General features: G+C 68.5%; 16 protein-coding genes and 1 pseudogene. 9 read left to right on the top strand and 8 right to left on the bottom strand.

Annotated elements, in window-relative coordinates:
- The first annotated feature begins 83 nt into the window (after positions 1 to 83).
- From F5X71_RS35290 to F5X71_RS35300, 3 genes are all read left to right on the top strand, one after another.
- Entirely contained in the window at positions 84 to 1,604 is a 1,521-nt protein-coding gene (locus tag F5X71_RS35290) for an adenylate/guanylate cyclase domain-containing protein (protein ID WP_174817290.1), read from the top strand.
- Positions 1,605 to 1,608: 4 nt separating this feature from the next.
- Positions 1,609 to 2,697, top strand: a complete 1,089-nt coding sequence (locus tag F5X71_RS35295; RefSeq protein WP_167465879.1) for a lysylphosphatidylglycerol synthase transmembrane domain-containing protein — start codon at positions 1,609 to 1,611, stop codon at positions 2,695 to 2,697.
- Between the two features lie 73 nt (positions 2,698 to 2,770).
- Positions 2,771 to 3,151 carry a DUF3054 domain-containing protein gene (locus F5X71_RS35300; RefSeq protein ID WP_167465880.1) on the top strand — a complete coding sequence of 127 codons (381 nt, stop codon included), beginning with the start codon at positions 2,771 to 2,773 and terminating at the stop codon, positions 3,149 to 3,151.
- On the opposite strand, the gene F5X71_RS35305 is transcribed toward F5X71_RS35300, so the two are convergent.
- Positions 3,148 to 4,824, bottom strand: coding sequence for an NTF2-like N-terminal transpeptidase domain-containing protein (locus F5X71_RS35305; protein WP_238815628.1), 1,677 nt, complete (start codon positions 4,822 to 4,824; stop codon positions 3,148 to 3,150). The two genes, F5X71_RS35300 and F5X71_RS35305, sit on opposite strands and share 4 nt — an antisense overlap.
- A 408-nt stretch (positions 4,825 to 5,232) precedes the next feature.
- Here F5X71_RS35305 and F5X71_RS35310 point away from each other — a divergent pair, with 408 nt between their 5' ends.
- Both F5X71_RS35310 and aroQ read left to right on the top strand, forming a co-directional pair.
- Positions 5,233 to 5,847, top strand: a complete 615-nt coding sequence (locus F5X71_RS35310) for a hypothetical protein (RefSeq protein WP_167465881.1) — start codon at positions 5,233 to 5,235, stop codon at positions 5,845 to 5,847.
- 26 nt (positions 5,848 to 5,873) lie between these two features.
- The gene (gene aroQ, locus F5X71_RS35315) at positions 5,874 to 6,314 is read left to right on the top strand and encodes a type II 3-dehydroquinate dehydratase (protein ID WP_167465882.1); all 441 of its coding nucleotides are present in this window, start codon (positions 5,874 to 5,876) and stop codon (positions 6,312 to 6,314) included.
- 26 nt (positions 6,315 to 6,340) lie between these two features.
- Here aroQ and F5X71_RS35320 read toward each other — a convergent pair whose 3' ends face one another.
- Positions 6,341 to 6,787: a nitroreductase family deazaflavin-dependent oxidoreductase gene (locus F5X71_RS35320; protein ID WP_167465883.1), complete on the bottom strand. Its 447-nt coding sequence runs from the start codon at positions 6,785 to 6,787 to the stop codon at positions 6,341 to 6,343.
- A gap of 174 nt (positions 6,788 to 6,961) precedes the next feature.
- On the opposite strand from F5X71_RS35320, the gene F5X71_RS35325 reads away from it, so the two are divergent.
- The gene (locus F5X71_RS35325) at positions 6,962 to 8,083 is read left to right on the top strand and encodes a glycerate kinase (protein WP_167465884.1); all 1,122 of its coding nucleotides are present in this window, start codon (positions 6,962 to 6,964) and stop codon (positions 8,081 to 8,083) included.
- Positions 8,084 to 8,138: 55 nt separating this feature from the next.
- On the opposite strand, the gene F5X71_RS35330 is transcribed toward F5X71_RS35325, so the two are convergent.
- Positions 8,139 to 8,489, bottom strand: coding sequence for a winged helix-turn-helix transcriptional regulator (locus F5X71_RS35330; RefSeq protein WP_167465885.1), 351 nt, complete (start codon positions 8,487 to 8,489; stop codon positions 8,139 to 8,141).
- A 144-nt stretch (positions 8,490 to 8,633) separates the two neighbouring features.
- Between F5X71_RS35330 and F5X71_RS35335 the strand changes: the two genes are divergently transcribed.
- The gene (locus tag F5X71_RS35335) at positions 8,634 to 9,515 is read left to right on the top strand and encodes an NAD(P)-dependent oxidoreductase (RefSeq protein ID WP_167465886.1); all 882 of its coding nucleotides are present in this window, start codon (positions 8,634 to 8,636) and stop codon (positions 9,513 to 9,515) included.
- 104 nt (positions 9,516 to 9,619) lie between these two features.
- On the opposite strand, the gene F5X71_RS35340 is transcribed toward F5X71_RS35335, so the two are convergent.
- On the bottom strand, positions 9,620 to 9,856 hold the full coding sequence (locus F5X71_RS35340; RefSeq protein ID WP_167465887.1) for a helix-turn-helix transcriptional regulator: 237 nt from the start codon (positions 9,854 to 9,856) through the stop codon (positions 9,620 to 9,622).
- A gap of 252 nt (positions 9,857 to 10,108) precedes the next feature.
- Here F5X71_RS35340 and F5X71_RS35345 point away from each other — a divergent pair, with 252 nt between their 5' ends.
- Together F5X71_RS35345 and F5X71_RS35350 are read left to right on the top strand one after the other, a co-directional pair.
- Positions 10,109 to 10,912, top strand: coding sequence for an ArsR/SmtB family transcription factor (locus F5X71_RS35345; RefSeq protein ID WP_167465888.1), 804 nt, complete (start codon positions 10,109 to 10,111; stop codon positions 10,910 to 10,912).
- A 61-nt stretch (positions 10,913 to 10,973) separates the two neighbouring features.
- A complete protein-coding gene (locus F5X71_RS35350) occupies positions 10,974 to 11,342 on the top strand; it encodes an MmcQ/YjbR family DNA-binding protein (protein ID WP_167465889.1) in 369 nt (122 codons plus the stop codon).
- A 60-nt stretch (positions 11,343 to 11,402) separates the two neighbouring features.
- Here the strand turns inward: F5X71_RS35350 and F5X71_RS35355 are convergent, their stop codons facing one another.
- The 4 genes and pseudogenes from F5X71_RS35355 to F5X71_RS35370 form a co-directional block, all read right to left on the bottom strand.
- Positions 11,403 to 12,044, bottom strand: coding sequence for a LuxR C-terminal-related transcriptional regulator (locus F5X71_RS35355; RefSeq protein WP_167465890.1), 642 nt, complete (start codon positions 12,042 to 12,044; stop codon positions 11,403 to 11,405).
- Positions 12,038 to 12,481, bottom strand: a pseudogene (locus F5X71_RS35360) (preprotein translocase subunit SecY); the annotation flags it as partial. The gene F5X71_RS35355 and the pseudogene F5X71_RS35360, both read right to left, overlap by 7 nt.
- Positions 12,482 to 12,631: 150 nt before the next feature.
- Positions 12,632 to 13,321: a nitroreductase family protein gene (locus tag F5X71_RS35365; RefSeq protein ID WP_167465891.1), complete on the bottom strand. Its 690-nt coding sequence runs from the start codon at positions 13,319 to 13,321 to the stop codon at positions 12,632 to 12,634.
- A gap of 106 nt (positions 13,322 to 13,427) precedes the next feature.
- Positions 13,428 to 15,017: an alpha/beta hydrolase gene (locus F5X71_RS35370; RefSeq protein WP_167465892.1), complete on the bottom strand. Its 1,590-nt coding sequence runs from the start codon at positions 15,015 to 15,017 to the stop codon at positions 13,428 to 13,430.
- Between the last annotated feature and the right edge of the window lie 133 nt (positions 15,018 to 15,150).

The following is a 15,150-nucleotide window of genomic DNA, read 5'->3' on the forward strand; positions in this document are numbered from 1 at the left end:
CGACAGCGCCGCGGCGATGGACGCGTGATCGAAACGCTAGATTGTTGGTTGTGTCAGCGCCCCTGGAAGCGGTCAAACAGACCATGCGAACGCGCTGGCCGCTGTACCTGGCATCGATGCTGCTGGCCAACGCGTTCGGCGCGGTGCTGGTGTGGGCGTTCATCCAGTACGGCCTCCCAGTCCCCGAGGACGCGCAGTCCGGTGCCAGGAACACCGGCCTGCTGGTTCCCGGCCTGGTGTTCATCACCGGCGGCATGCTCAGCGCGGTCGCGTCCGCGCTGATGCTGCGCCCGGTGATGCGCTGGCAGATGCGCGGCGGGCCGCCGAGCAGGCAGGAACAGATGGCCGCGCTGCACGCGCCGCTGCGCCAGGCGATCCTGCACCTGGCGCTATGGCTGATCGGCGGCGCGATCCTGGCCGGCCTGATCATTTCGGAGGAACCCAAGCTGGCCGGCGCGGTGATCGTCACCGAGTGCATGGCCGCCACCATCGTGTTCGGCTTCACCTACATGCTCGGCGAGCGGATCCTGCGCCCGGTCGCCGCCGAGGCGCTGACCGCGGGCACCTTCGATCACACCCTGACCCCCGGTGTCGGCACCCGGATGGCCATGACCTGGGGCATGGGCACCTTCGCGCCGACGATCGCCATCGTGCTGCTGTGTATCACGCAGATCTCCTCGGACGTGAAGTTCTCCGCGCAATCGCTGGCGATCTCCATCCTGCTGCTCTGCGGCGTGGTCATCCTGCAGGCGCTCGCGCTCTCGATGCTCACCGGTTCCAGCATCTCCGACCCGGTGCGCCAGCTCAGCCAGGCCATCGACCGGGTGCAGGAGGGCGCGCGCGACGTCCAGGTCGAGGTCTTCGACGGCAGCGAGATCGGCCTGCTGCAGGTCGGCTTCAACCGGATGATGGAGGAGGCCGCCAAACGCCGCCAGTTGCAGGAGCTGTTCGGCCAGCACGTGGGCGAGGAGGTGGCCCAGCGCGCGCTGGACTACGGCACCGAGCTCGGCGGTGAGACCCGGTTCGTCGCGGTGCTGTTCGTCGATATGGTCGGCTCCACCGCGACCGCAGCCGAGCGCCCGCCCACCGAGGTGGTGAGCCTGCTCAACGAGTTCTTCCGGATCGTGGTCGACGTCATCGACCGGCACAACGGCTTCGTCAACAAGTTCGTCGGCGACGCCGCGCTGGCCATCTTCGGCGCACCGCTGGACCGCCCGGACGCACCGACCGCGGCACTGGCCGCCGCCAGGGAACTGCGCGAGGTATTGCGGCAGGTGCCCGGTCTCGACATCGGGATCGGGGTGTCGGCCGGGCTGGCCGTCGCCGGAAATATCGGCGCGGCAAATCGTTTCGAATACACGGTGATCGGAGATCCGGTCAACGAGGCATCCCGGCTGACCGAGCTCGCCAAAGACCAGCCGGGGCGCACCCTGGCCTCCGGCAGCGCGCTGTATTTCGCCGATGAAAGCGAGCAGGACAAATGGGAAACCGGCGAAGAGGTACAACTGCGTGGCCGCCGCCGAAAAACCCTGCTGGCCTGGCCGAAAGAAAGCGTCCGGCATACCGAGGAGGCAGACGCCGAAACGGTGCGTTCGTTAGGCTGACCGGGTGACGGCCCACGGGGAACTGGCCGGAGAACCTGCGCCGGCGCACACGGACGAGACCCGCCGTGGCAAATTCTGGTGGCTCAAATGGGTCGCCGGTATCGCCCTGCTGGCATTGTTGATCGGCGAGGGCGTCTATCTGTGGCCGCGGCTGCACGAATCATGGCGAAAACTCAGCGAAATTCATTGGGGCTGGGTCGCCGCGTGTATTTGGTTGCAGGCGTTGTCGATGAGTGGATTCGGCCGGGTGCAGAAACAACTGCTGAACGCGGGCGGCGTCGAGGTGAGCCAGCGTAAATCCGTCGCGGTGGTCTACGGCGCCACCGCCATGTCCGTCACGCTGCCCGCGGGCCAGGTGTTCTCCACCGCCTTCACCTATCGGCACACCCGCCGATTCGGCGCGAGCCCGATCGTGGCGTCCTGGCAGCTGGTGTTCTCCGGCGTGGTCGCCGCCGTGGGTCTCGCGCTGCTCGGCGTCGGCGGCACGCTGCTCTCCGGCGGCACCATCGGCCCGTTCAAGCTGGTCTTCTCGCTCGCCGCGGTCGTCGCGCTGGTGTGGGGCGGCAACTACATCTCGCGCAATCCCGGCTCGCTGGAGGCGCTGCTGCGCCGGGCGCTCGGGCTGGTGAACCGACTGCGCAAACGACCAGCGGGCCAGGGCGCGAGCAAGATCGGCGACGTGCTGGCGCAATTGGAGTCGGTGGAGCTGGGCAAGCGCGACGGGGCGCTGGTCGCGCTCTGGGCGCTGGTGCACCGCTTCGCCGACGTGGCCTGCCTCGGCGCGGCCTGCTATGCCGTCGGCGGCGACCCGCGCCTGGCCGGGCTGCTGCTCGCCTTCGCGCTCGGCAAGGCCGTCGGCTCGATCCCGTTCGCCCCCGGCGGGATCGTCTACGTCGACGCGACCCTCATCTACGGTCTCACCGCGGCCGCGGGCCTGCCCGCCGCGCAGGCGGTGGCCGCCGCGTTCGTCTACCGCATGGTGAGCTTCATCCTGGTGGCGATCGTCGGATGGATCGTGTTCCTCTTCCTGTTCCGCACCCCGCAGGACGACGACGCCGAGTACGAGAAGGAATTCTCCCAGCGGCGGTTCTGAACGCACCCGGCCGAACACGCAGCGCCGCAGGTGCTTCACATTCGGCGCGGCCGCGCCCACTACGCTGACCCGCGTGAAGAAACTGGTGCCGTTGGTTGTCGATGCGCTCCTGGTGATCTTGTTCTGCGCGATCGGCAGGCGAAGCCACGACGAAGCGGTACTCACCGGCCTGCTGCGCACGCTGTGGCCGTTCGCGATCGGCCTCGCCATCGGCTGGCTGGTCGCCGTTGCCGCGGCGAGCAGGCTGTTCGGCGATGCCGGGCGGATCGCGCGGTTCGACGGAACGGCGCTGTGGCCCACCGGGATCCTGGTCTGGCTCGGCACGCTCGGCGGCGGCATGCTGCTGCGGGTGGTGAGCGGTCAGGGCACCGCGTTGAGCTTCGTGCTGGTCGCGGGCGTGGTGCTGGCGCTGTTCCTGCTCGGCTGGCGAGCCGCCATCAAAGCGTTGAACTAGGGATCCGGGGTCGCCAGCGAGCGCAGCATCCGCACCGCCATGCGCGCGGTCGCGTCGGTACTGTCCACATCGTTGATGTGGACCGCGAAGGCCAGGTCACCCATGTTCGCGATGAGCCAGCCGTCGCGGCCCGCGGTCGCCGCGAAACCGGTGACGTCGCGATACATCCGTAGGCTCGTGAACTCGGGGGCATTGGTCGCGTCGCGCAGCATCGCGCGCAGCCGCTCGGTGATCTCGGGCGAGAGCGGGGCGAGCTGCGCGTCGGTGGTGCTCGGCCGCGCGACCTCGATCAGCGGCGGCGGCACCGAGCCACGGGCGATCGCGGCCGCGGCGATCGCCATGCCGAACGGGCTGGCCAGCACCGCGTCCGAGCCACCGCCCTGGCGGACCTGCTCGCTGCGGCCCGCGACGGCGAGCCGCCCGGTCACCTCGTCGAGACCGGGCACCTTGAAGTCGACGCCGACACCGAGCGCGGGCGCGAACTCGGCCGCCTCCGGCACCGGAACATCCTGCGGCGCCTTACCTTTGGTGATCGCGGCGATGGCGCGGAACAGCTCGATATTGCCGCCGACCGGGTACAGCCCGGTGAACGCCACCGGCCCGTGCTCGCTGGCCTGGGTGTTCTGCGCGACCGCGACCACCGCGCCGCTGGAGGGCTGGATCGCCACGATCGACGCGGGCGTCGGCGCGCTGACCACCGCGTCCTCGGCGGCACGCTGCAACCGCTGGTCCATGGTGCCCGCGATATCCGGACCGGGCGGGCCCTGCTCGCCGGCCAGCTGTGTGACGAACCGGCCGTCCTGCTCGAATATCTGGACGCCCCAACCGGAATGCTGATCCTGGCTCTCCTGCTGCACCTTGCGCAGCGCGTCCAGCATGGGCGACCAGACGCGGCGGTCGGTGGAGATGAGCCGCTGCTGCTTTTCCATCACGACACCCGGGATCGGCGCCATATCCGGTTCCAGCAGCTCGAAGTCGGATTCGCGCAGGTTCACCGCGACCACCGGCTTGCCCTGCGAGGTGGCCACCTGCTGCATCAACGACGGTCCGGTGATCAGCGGGGCGACCGGCTCGATCGCCTTGGCCAGCGCGGTGGTCGAGCCCACCGGATCTGGCATCTTCGCCGGGTCGAGCTTGATCACGTTGATCGGCTGCTCGGTCATCAGCGGCTGACCCGCGATGTCGTTCACCTTCGGCGCGGGCGCGGGCTGGGTGCGCACCAGGCGCACGGTGCGGTTGTGATCGAGCTGCGGCATGACGATCGCCGGATCCCACGAGATGCGCCAGCCGATCGCGAGCTTGCGCACGTTGCCCTGCAGGCTGTAGTTCCAGTTCTTGCGGTCGCCGAAGTTCCAGTCGGCGTCCATGCTGAAGATGGCCGATTCCGCGTCGAGCCCGATGAATTGCGTCTTGCGGTAATCCACCTTGCCCGGCTGCAGGCCGGCGAACATTTGCTTCAGGGTTGCCGATGCCGCGGTGGGATAGGACGTCAGTTCCGAGGCCCGGGTGTAGTCCTGTTTGTCGAGCAACTCGGTGAACCGCTCGACGACCTCCTCGGCCTCGTTCTTACCCTCGTGTATCCCGCACGATCCCATCGCGATCGCAAGCGCCGCCACCCCCGCGAGTGCCATAGCGCCCCGGACGCGGAAGCGGCGGGATCCCCACACATCCATGTCGCCCACTCTTCACTCTTGTCACTCCAGTAACAAGACCACCGTACCTGAAAAAGACCTGTCTGCGGTGCCTCCGCCGCACGGACGTTACCCATGCTCAGCATCTCGATTGTGCCCGAAATCTCCCGTCTCGGGGGTCCGATCTCGATCGGTGTCCAGTGCTACGGCGACAACCGGCGCCGCTACCGTACCGGGCACTCGCGCAAAGTTGTGCACTTACTGACTTACTCGGCGTTTCGGATCAATGGGTACCCAGACCGCGTCCGGACGAACCCTAGAACAGCCATCGGTACCGGTGGCTGAACCTGCGGCGAACTCTGTTCGCACAGAGCGGAACCAATGCCTCGACATGCGACGTAATCTTGTAATTACTGTAAGTGGGACAAAACGGTAAGTAGGTGATCCCCCATGAGACAGCACCACCGGGGACGGAGCTTCGGACGACCGGGCGGCTGGCAGCAGGCCGACCTGCCCGACCCCGCCGACGCGGCGGATTGGTTCGCTGGCAGGTTGCCAGATGACTGGTTCACCGGTCCGCCCGTGCTCGAGATCGACCGGGACGAGATCGTCGTCATCGGCGAACTGCCGATCCCGCGGCCCGAGAAAACCGCCGCCGCCGACACTCCCGCGGACGGCGACGCCGAAGCACCGACCGACGAGGTGCCGCGGGCGACCAAGGAGGGGGCCGTCTCCCGCTTCCGTGAATCCACCCGGCCCGCCCGGATGCAGATCGCCGACGAAGCGCAACGCCGCTACGGCCGCAGCGTCGCGTGGGGCGTCTCGGTCGACGGGGAACGCCTCCTGTTCACGCACCTGGCCGTGCCCGTGATGACGCGGCTGCGCCAGCCCGAACGCAAGGTGCTCGACACACTCGTCGACGCCGGCGTGGCGCGCTCCCGCGCGGACGCGCTGGCCTGGACGGTGAAACTGGCCGGGCAGCACGCGGAATCGTGGCTGGCCGAGCTGCGCGACGCGATGCGCAAAGTCGATGATCTGCGCGCGGAGGGCCCACAGGGCCTTTAGGGCGACCAGGGCCTAATGTTGCGAGCATGTCCGCATCTGGCCCGATCCTGGTTCTCAACGGCCCGAACCTGAACATGCTCGGCACCCGACAGCCGGAGGTCTACGGGTCGGCCACCCTCGACGACGTCGTCGAGCTCTGCAGGCAGACCGCCGAACGGTACGGTCGCGAGATCACGGCATTTCAATCGAATTCCGAAGGGGCACTGATCGACCGGATCCATCGGGCGCGCGGTGTCGAATCGGCCATCGTGATCAATCCCGGCGGACTCACCCACACCTCGGTGGCGCTGCGGGACGCGCTGGTGATCCCGGAGGTCCCGATCGTCGAGGTGCACATCAGCAACGTGCACGCGCGCGAGGAGTTCCGGCACCACTCCTACATCTCCCCGATCGCCACCGCGGTGGTCGCGGGCATGGGCATCCAGGGTTACGCCGCGGCCATCGAATTCCTGGTCCGCTCCGCCTGATCGCGAAAGCGCGGCGAGCCGGGCTTTCAGCCGATCCGGAAGACGGGAAAGCCGGGAGCGATGGCGGCGAGCTCTTCGTCGGTGGCGTCCTTGTTGACCCCCTCGAAGAACTTGCCCACCTCCCAGCCCCACTTCCGCAGGTAGAGCCGCAGCAGCGGCACCTTGTCCGCATCGGCGACCTCGGTCGCGGTGAACTGCTCGACCTTGCGACCGAGCCGCAGTTCGCCGCCGCCCGCGACCCGCAGATTACGCACCCACTGGGTGTGCCCGCGCGGGGCGACCAGGAATCGCGCGCCGTCCTCGCGCACCATCGGATTGACCATCGTGGTCCGCCACTGTCCACTCTTGCGCCCGCGCACCGCGAGCAGCCGCGAACCCGCCACGCTGATGCCGATCCGGGGCAGCCAGTTGGCGATCCGGTTGACGATCGGATCCAGACCGGAGGGGCCGATGTAGCGGGTGCCGAGGTCCATTTCTTCACTCCTTGCGTGAGCACTGCTCTCTGTTGCGATAAGCGTCCCACACATGCAATCGGAAAGCAAGAGCACTGCTCTCTTTTGACGAAGAGGCAGGTGCGGCGAGCTATCCACACTTATGCACAGCCCGGTGCGCGCTGGGGATGAATCCGCGCGCCGCACAATGTGGAGATGACACGGGAAGACCCGCGCCGGGTGGTGCTCGCGCCGGACAAGTTCAAGGGGTCGCTGACCGCCCCGCAGGTCGCGGCGGCGCTCGCGGCGGGCATCACGCGCGTCGCGCCGACGGTCACGGTCGAGCAGGTGCCGGTCGCCGACGGCGGCGACGGCACCGTGGACGCCTTCGTGACCGCGGGCTGGCGACGGGTGGAGCTGGTCGCGCCCGGCCCGACCGGCGTCGTCACGAACGCCTCGTACGCGATGCGGGGCAGCACCGCCGTCATCGAACTGGCCGCGGTAGTCGGACTGGTGAAACTACCAGGGGGACAAACCGATCCACTGGAAGCGAGCACCTACGGGCTCGGTGTCGCGCTCGCGCACGCGCTCGACAACGGCGTCACCGAGATCGTGCTCGGCCTGGGCGGCAGCGCCTCCACCGACGGCGGGGCGGGCATGGTGCAGGCGCTGGGCGGGCGCATCCTGACCGCCGACGGGCGCGAATTGCCAAGGGGCGGCGCGGCTTTGACGCAAGCGGCCCGGCTCGACCGGTCCGGCCTGCACCAACGGCTGCGGGCCTGCACCGTTACGGTGGCCTCCGATGTGGACAATCCCCTGCTCGGCTCCGCGGGCGCGGTGGCGGTCTACGCGCGCCAGAAGGGCGCGAGCGCAGCGGATCTCGGCACACTGGAAGCAGCACTGCGCAACTGGGCACAACTGGCCGGGCCGGAGTTCGCGGACCGGCCGGGCGCGGGCGCCGCGGGCGGCACCGGCTTCGGGGCACTCGCCGTGCTCGGCGCGCAGGTGCGCAGCGGCATCGAGGTGATCCTCGAATTGCTGGATTTCCGAACGCTGCTCGCCGGCGCGACGCTGGTCGTCACCGGCGAGGGCGCCTTGGACCGGCAGAGCCTGCACGGTAAGGCGCCGATCGGCGTCTGCGCGGTCGCGAACGCCCTGCGCGTCCCCGCCGTCGCGGCCGTCGGCCGAACGCTGCTCAGCGCCCGGGAGATTCGCGCGGCGGGCTTCGCCGAGTGCTACGCGCTCGCCGATCTCGAACCGGACCCGGACCGCTCGATGGCCGCCGCCGCGACACTATTGGAGCAGGTCGGGGCGAAGATCGCCCGGCATCAGCTATGAGATGTCCGCCGCCGTGAGTCGAGCACCGAGCGGCATGCCACGGGGCTGACGCCGCCTAACTCGCCGAGGCCAGCAGGTTGCCGAGCAGTTCGGCGCGGTGCCGTTCGCCCCATTCCTCGAGCGGCCGCAACGCGGCGGCCAATTCCTGACCGAGCGGGGTGAGCGAGTACTCGACGCGCGGCGGCACCTCGGGAAAGACCTCGCGGTGCACGACGCCGGAGGCCTCGAGCTGACGCAGGTTCTCCGCGAGCACCTTTTCGCTGACGCCGGTGAGCAGGCGGCGGATCTCACCGAACCGCTGCGGGCTGGCGCCCAGTGCCCACATCAGGTGCAGTTTCCACTTGCCGCCCACCACGTCGATCGCCACGGACATGCCGCACACATCGTGATCCGCGTCACTACTCATGTTCCCCGCACTCCTTCTGACCTCATCTCGAACCTCGAGGTAAGCAACCACACCTGAACGTGCGGTCTTCCCGACCCTACCTGCGGCAACGACTATTGCTCTCGGCGCCGAACCCACCGAAATCGAGAACCGAAGGGACACACAATGTCCGATCAGACCACCCCCCGTTCCGTCTCCGTCGTCGGCCTCGGGCCGATGGGTCAGTCCATGGTCCGCGCCTTCCTCGACGCCGGTGTCGAGGTGACGGTGTGGAACCGCAGCACCGACAAGGTCGACGCGATGGTCGAACTCGGCGCCAAGCGGGCCGACACCGTCGCCGCGGCGTTGGCGGCCAACGAGGTGACGGTGCTGAGCCTCACCCACTACGCCGCCATGTACACCGTGCTCGAGCAGGCGAGCGCGCAGCTGGCGGGCAAGGTGATCGTCAACCTGTCCTCGGACTCCCCCGAGCAGGCGCGCAAGGGCGCCGAGTGGGTGCGCTCGCACGGTGCCGAATTCCTTTCCGGCGGTGTGATGTCGGCGGGCGACAACCTCGTCCATCCCGCGTCGTACATCTTCTACAGCGGCCCGCGCGAGGTCTTCGACGCGCACGCCGAACTGCTGCGTCCGCTGAGCCCGCAGGAGTACCTCGGCACCGACGACGGTCTGGCACAGGTCTTCTACCAGGGCTTGCTGACCATGTTCCACCCGTGGCTGCTGGCCTTCGACCAGGCGACCGCGATGATCGAGCGGTCCGGCAACAGCATCGCGCAGTTCATTCCGTTCGCCGTCCGTTCCGCGGCCGCGTACCCATACTTCATGGAGGAGTTCGCGGTCGCCAACCAGAACGGCGGCTGGGCCACGCTGGCCAGCCTGAAGATGATGGACGCCGGCGCGCAGCACATCATCGATGCCAGCGAGGAGGTCGGTGTCGACGCGACGTTCTCGCACACCGCACAGGCCTTTTGGCGCAAGGCGGTCGCGGCCAGCGAGGAGCAGGGCACGGCCGTCTCCACCTTCGCCCTGCTCGGCGGCGGCCGCGCGTGAGCACCGACTAGCCAGAGCCGGGACCGATGACCGCCGCCGACCCAGCGGCGGTCATCCCTCGTTCCGGTACGGCCGTCCGGCGCCCGACCGAGACCTCCACCGGCTCAAGCTGTTCCGGTGCCCAGCCGAGGAAAGGGCTGAGTGGAGAACACCACTTCCACCGCGACCTCGAAGTAGGCCGCGATGCGCAATGCCAGATGCAGGCTCGGGCTGTATTCGCCGCGCTCGAGGTAGCCGATGGTCTGGTAGTGCACACCGAGCGCCTCCGCCAACTCGCGCCGCGAGATACCGCGCTCGGCACGCAGCATCGCGATGCGGTTGTAGATGACCTCAGTAGGCACGCCGCATCGCCTCCACGCGGCGCTCGGCCACACTGGAGCCGGACTCGCGCCGCGGATTTTCGATGTCGAGGACGATCTCCCGACCTACTGTCATTGTTCCCTCCGATGGCGGGTATCCCTCATTTCGTAGCGTATCTACTACATTCCGCCCGGACAACGCTCAGCCCCCGACATCAACCGTTGACATGCAGCCAAACGGCTGCCTATTCTCGCAACATGCAGCCGAACGGATGCATATATCGAGAAGGTGGCATGGACGAGGTCTTCAAAGCCCTGGCCGACCCGCACCGCAGGCGTTTGCTGGACAGTCTCAACGCGCGCAACGGGCAGACCCTGCGCGAACTGTGCGCGGGGCTGGCGATGGCCCGCCAGTCGGTCAGCAAGCACCTCGCGGTGCTCGAGGCGGCGAATCTGATCAGCACCCGCCGCAGCGGCCGCGAGAAGCTGCACTACCTCAATGCCGAGCCCATCAACGCCATCACCGAGCGCTGGATCAAACGGTACGACCGCGGGCGAGTGCACGCACTCGCGGATCTGAAACAAGCATTGGAGGCAAATCCCATGAGCGACAACACTTTCGTCTACACCACCTACATCAAGACCACCCCGCAGCGGCTGTGGCAGGCGCTGACGGACCCGGCGTTCACCAGCCGCTACTGGGGCGCCACCTTCGACACCGACTGGCGGACCGGCTCGGAAATGGTGTGGCACCAACAGGATTGGCATTGCAAGGACCCCGAGCAGGTGGTGCTCGTCGCCGAGCCCTACACCACTCTGTCCTACACCTGGCACACGTTCGACGCCGAGTTCGCCACCGCCTTCGAGATGAACCCCGACGAGGTCGCCGCCTGGGCACGCGAACCGCGCTCCAAGGTGACCTTCGAACTCGAGCCCGCGGGCGAGGTGGTCAAGCTGACGGTCGTGCACGACGGTTTCGCGCCGGGCAGCAGGGTGCTGGAAGGCATCAGCGGCGGTTGGCCCGCGATCCTGTCCGGACTCAAGACGCTGCTCGAGACCGGCGAGAAGCTGCCGGATCCGGAACCGGCGCAGCCCTGACGGCAGGGCGGACGCGGCCGGGGCCGTTGTATATTCGGACTCCGGCGGCGAGGGGTTTGCGGTGGCTGTACCGAGTGATGAGTTTTTCCGGATCATCGAAGCGCTGGTCGACGTGCGCGGCAACCCCGGCGAGAAGTACACCTCCTACAAGGTGCGCGGGAAGGTGTTCGGCTACTACTGGCCGCGCACCAAGACCGTCGGCCTGAAGCAGACACTGTGCGAGCAGCGCGCCCTGATCGCCGAGCGACCGCAGGTCTTCGAAGAACAGTTCACCGCAGGCGGTTTCGGCTGGGTCGTCGTCCACCTGGACGGCATCGATGCCGACGAACTGGCCGAGCTCGTCTTCGAAGCCTGGCGGCTGTCGGCCCCCGACACGCTGCTCGCCGAAGTCCCGGACTGGAGCCCGGCACCGCACCGGCAATCGAAGTGAACCCGGCGCGGTGTCATGATCGTTCAGGTCCCGCTGCGCTATTCGCTCGGGTTCGCAACGTCAGACGCGGATCCGGATCGGGTCGTCTGGCCGATACTGGTGCGGGGGTGCGACGATCCGCCGGGTGTGCGCGTAGACCGCCGCGTGCACCCGATCCCGGACACCGAGTTTGGCCAGCACATTGGACACATGGGTCTTGACGGTCTGCTCACCGACTCCGAGCGCCGCGGCGATCTCCGGATTCGTATAGGCCTTTGCGATCAGCTGCAACACCTGATGCTCACGGGCGGTGAGGTTTTCGACCTCGGGCGCGCTGGGGAACGGTTCGCTGCCACCGGTCAACCGGGTGACCAGCCGGCGGGTCAGGTTCGGGTCGATCAAGGCGTCACCCCGGGCCGCCATTCGGATGGCCGAGATCAGGCCGTCGGCGGGCAGCGTCTTCACCAGAAAGCCCGTCGCGCCGAGACAGAGTGCGCGATAGAGGTTTTCGTCGGAGGCACTGCCGGTGAGGGTGAGAATGCGGGTGCCGCCGCCCAGCGCCGCGACCGCGTCGACGGCCGCCGGACTGTCGAAACCGGGCAGGTCGAGGTCGATCAGCGCCACGTCGGGCCGCAGGCGCTCGAGCTCGCGCACCGCTGCGGCACTGTGATCGGCCTCCGCGACGCATTCGATATCCGGCTGGGTGCCGATCGCCGCGCGCAATCCGGACCGAGTTGGCCCCGCGCGGCGAGAGCGACCAGCGTCGAGCCCTCCAGCACCGCCAGCGCCATCGCCAGGTAGCGGGTGTACTGCGTGATCTTCGCCTGACCGGTGGCGCCCTCCTTGCGCAGTTCCTCGAAGCGCGGGATCACGACCGTCAGCAGCTGCGTGATGATCCCCGCGGTGATGTAGGGCGTGATGCCGATCGCGAACACCGAAAGGTGCAGCATCGCGCCGCCGGAGAACAGGTTGATGAGCTGGTAGATGCCCGCGGCATCGCCGCCGGAGGCGAGCGCGACACAGGTACGCACCGCCGCGAGGTCGACGCCGGGCGAGGGCAGTGCCGCACCGAGGCGATACAGCGCGAGCAGCCCGACGGTGCAGAGTATTTTCCGCCGCAGCTCCGGAGTCCGAAAGGCCGGTACGAGGGCGGAAAGCACGGGTCCTCCTGACGAAAGGCAGTGTCGGACAGGGGAATGCCTGCCGTTGCCTTCGCACGGTACGGAGCATCGACCTCGGCCCACGTCGCCCGCGAGTCGGAATTCGTCCTCCCTCCATCGGGGGAAACGTGGGCGTGGCCGCCGCGTGCCTCAGATGCGAACCAGCACCTGGTCCAGGGACTTACGGGTCAGATTGGGGACAACGGAGTCCTCGGCGGGGTACCCGATGGGGATGACCGCGAAGGCCTTCTCGTTGCGCGGACGGGCGAGCACCTCGGCGAGGAACTTCATCGGGCTCGGCGTGTGGGTCAGCGCGGCCAGGCCGCTCAGATGCAGCGCGGTGAGCAGCATGCCAACGGCGATGCCGACCGATTCGTCGCCGTAGTAGTGCTTATAGGTGGTGCCGTCCTCGCGTAACCCGTAACGCTGCTGGAAGACCACCAAAAGGTAAGGGGCATCGGTCAAGTGCGGCTTGTGCTCGTCGGTGCCGAGCGGACGCAGCGCAGAGAGCCATTCCTCGCCGAGCCGCCCGCTGTAGGAGATGCGCTCCTCGGCTTCGGCGGCCGCCCTGATGCGGGCACGCACCTCGGGATCCTGCACCAGCACGAAGGTCCACGGCTGTTGATGCGCACCGGAGGGCGCGGTGTTGGCCACCGCGATGGCGTCGAGCACGAGTTGCTCTGGCACCGGATCGGTGGCGAACATCCGCACGGTGCGGCGCTCGTCCATCCTGGCGCGCAGCACGGCGGAGGCGGCGAGCGCCTGCTCGGCCGGAATCCGGTTCGGGTGGTAGGGAATCGGTTCGTACGGGTGCCCATGCAGCGGAGTCCACGTCCTCATAGGTGGAGTGTGGGCCGCGCCACCGCGACAGACAACGCCGCACCGCGATTACTGTCCACTCCGCCAGACGTGCGCCGACGCCGAAACCGCGCCGGGGCGGCATCGCTCAGCGGTCCGGGATCGGCGCCTCGGGCGCTTCGGTGATGGTGACCTGGCCGGTACGCAGGTAGGTCATGACGGCGTCGTCGACTACCTGGTTGCCGCGGGCGAAGTTGCCGTGGTCGCCGCCGGCCACCGTGATGAGCGAACCGTTGAGCGCGTGCGCCATCGCGGGGCCGCCTTCGTATTTGGTGAGGGCGTCGTGGCGGCTCTGCAGCACCAGCGGCGGGGTGGCCAGGCCCGCCCCGCTGATCTTCACCGGTGTGGTGACGGGTTTCCATGTGCCGCAGCTCATTCCGGAACGCACCAGGTCGGCGCGCGCGTCCATCGCGTTGCCGCCCGAGACGATCGTCGCGACCGCGGCGCCGATCACGTCCAAGCGACCGGGAATCGCGTTCTCGTTGCAGGTGATCGCGGCGAACACGAACCGCCCGGTGGGGTCGGTGGCGGTCGCGCCCGCGATGGCGCGCAGCCGTCGCACGTTCGCCGGATCGGCGACCGCCTCGGACATGGCGCGCGCGAACGCGGGCCAGAAGGTGCGGGTATAGCTGGCGACGGACGTCGCGCCGAGCAGCGGCCCCTGCGCGGAGACGCCGCCGGAGATCAAGGTGCGCACCAGATTCTGCAGCTTGCCCGCCTGCTCGACGCTGCCGCTGTACCCGTCGCGGGCGATCTCGGCGAGCGGCTCGGGCAGCGCGCCGGGCAGGTCGGCGAGGCTGGCCGGCGGCGGGGTCAGGTTGGCGTACCAGCCGCCGCCCTGATCGGCCGCCAGCCGCACCCAGTGCTGGTAGACCTGCAACGCGGTGTCACCCAGGTGGTATTCGGCGCTGTGCTCGGCGATCCAGGCGAACAGGTCGTCGAGGCGCTGTTTGCCCGCGATCTGCTGCTGGGCGAACTCCTCGGTCCACACCCAGTCGGGATTGACGTTGGAGTCCAACACCATTCGCTCGACGCGGTCCGGAAACAGCGAGGCGTACACCGCGCCGAGGTAGGTGCCGTAGGAGGTGCCGAGGTAGCTGATCCGGTCCAGCCCGAGCGCGGCCCGCACCGCGTCGAGATCACGCGCGGTGTTCGCGGTGGTGATGGTGTCGAGGTAGCCGGGCCGCGACGCCTCGCAGGCCTGCTTGATCTCGGCGCGATTGCCGCCGCCCAGCGAAACCTGGGCGCCCTCTTCTGCTTTCACCGCGCCCGCACACAGCAGCGGTGTGGCCCAGCGCAACCCGCGCGGCTGCACCGCGACCCGGTCGTAGTGGGCGGCCAGCTCGGCGGGCACCACGTCGGTGCGCGATCCCCAGAAGTCCAGTCCGTCCGCGCCGGGTCCGCCTGGATTGGCGAACAGCACACCGCGGCGCTCCCCGCTCGCCGCGATCCGGCTGACGGTCAACTCGATCCGCGGTCCGTCCGGGTCGGCGTAGTCCATCGGCACCTCGACGACCGCGCACCGCACCCCGTGCCCGGCGACCACGGCGCCGTCCGGGCAGGCGCCGAAGTCGACGCCGGGCGCGGCAGTGGCGAAACCGGGCACGATCGATGGACCGAGCAGGCACACGGCGCCCATGGCGAGCGCCGCCCGCGCGAACAGCCCTACCTTCATCATGTTTCGTACCTCCCCGGGCCGCCGCCACGCACACGCGCGCGACCCCCGATCAAGAGCATTCTGCGCAGGTAGGAGGCAACAGACAAGTCGAACATCGGTTTTCGCCGGTCAGCACGCGGGCCGCGACGGCGGG

This window comes from Nocardia brasiliensis, from assembly GCF_011801125.1.
In the GTDB taxonomy this organism is placed as follows: domain Bacteria; phylum Actinomycetota; class Actinomycetes; order Mycobacteriales; family Mycobacteriaceae; genus Nocardia; species Nocardia brasiliensis_C.

Coding starts and splice junctions, on each gene's coding strand:
- F5X71_RS35290 (WP_174817290.1), top strand. CDS start 84: ATGCGAACGCGCTGGCCGCTGTACCTGGCATCGATGCTGCTGGCCAAC.
- F5X71_RS35305 (WP_238815628.1), bottom strand. CDS start 4,824: ATGGATGTGTGGGGATCCCGCCGCTTCCGCGTCCGGGGCGCTATGGCA.
- F5X71_RS35310 (WP_167465881.1), top strand. CDS start 5,233: ATGAGACAGCACCACCGGGGACGGAGCTTCGGACGACCGGGCGGCTGG.
- aroQ (WP_167465882.1), top strand. CDS start 5,874: ATGTCCGCATCTGGCCCGATCCTGGTTCTCAACGGCCCGAACCTGAAC.
- F5X71_RS35320 (WP_167465883.1), bottom strand. CDS start 6,787: ATGGACCTCGGCACCCGCTACATCGGCCCCTCCGGTCTGGATCCGATC.
- F5X71_RS35325 (WP_167465884.1), top strand. CDS start 6,962: ATGACACGGGAAGACCCGCGCCGGGTGGTGCTCGCGCCGGACAAGTTC.
- F5X71_RS35330 (WP_167465885.1), bottom strand. CDS start 8,489: ATGAGTAGTGACGCGGATCACGATGTGTGCGGCATGTCCGTGGCGATC.
- F5X71_RS35335 (WP_167465886.1), top strand. CDS start 8,634: ATGTCCGATCAGACCACCCCCCGTTCCGTCTCCGTCGTCGGCCTCGGG.
- F5X71_RS35345 (WP_167465888.1), top strand. CDS start 10,109: ATGGACGAGGTCTTCAAAGCCCTGGCCGACCCGCACCGCAGGCGTTTG.
- F5X71_RS35365 (WP_167465891.1), bottom strand. CDS start 13,321: ATGAGGACGTGGACTCCGCTGCATGGGCACCCGTACGAACCGATTCCC.
- F5X71_RS35370 (WP_167465892.1), bottom strand. CDS start 15,017: ATGATGAAGGTAGGGCTGTTCGCGCGGGCGGCGCTCGCCATGGGCGCC.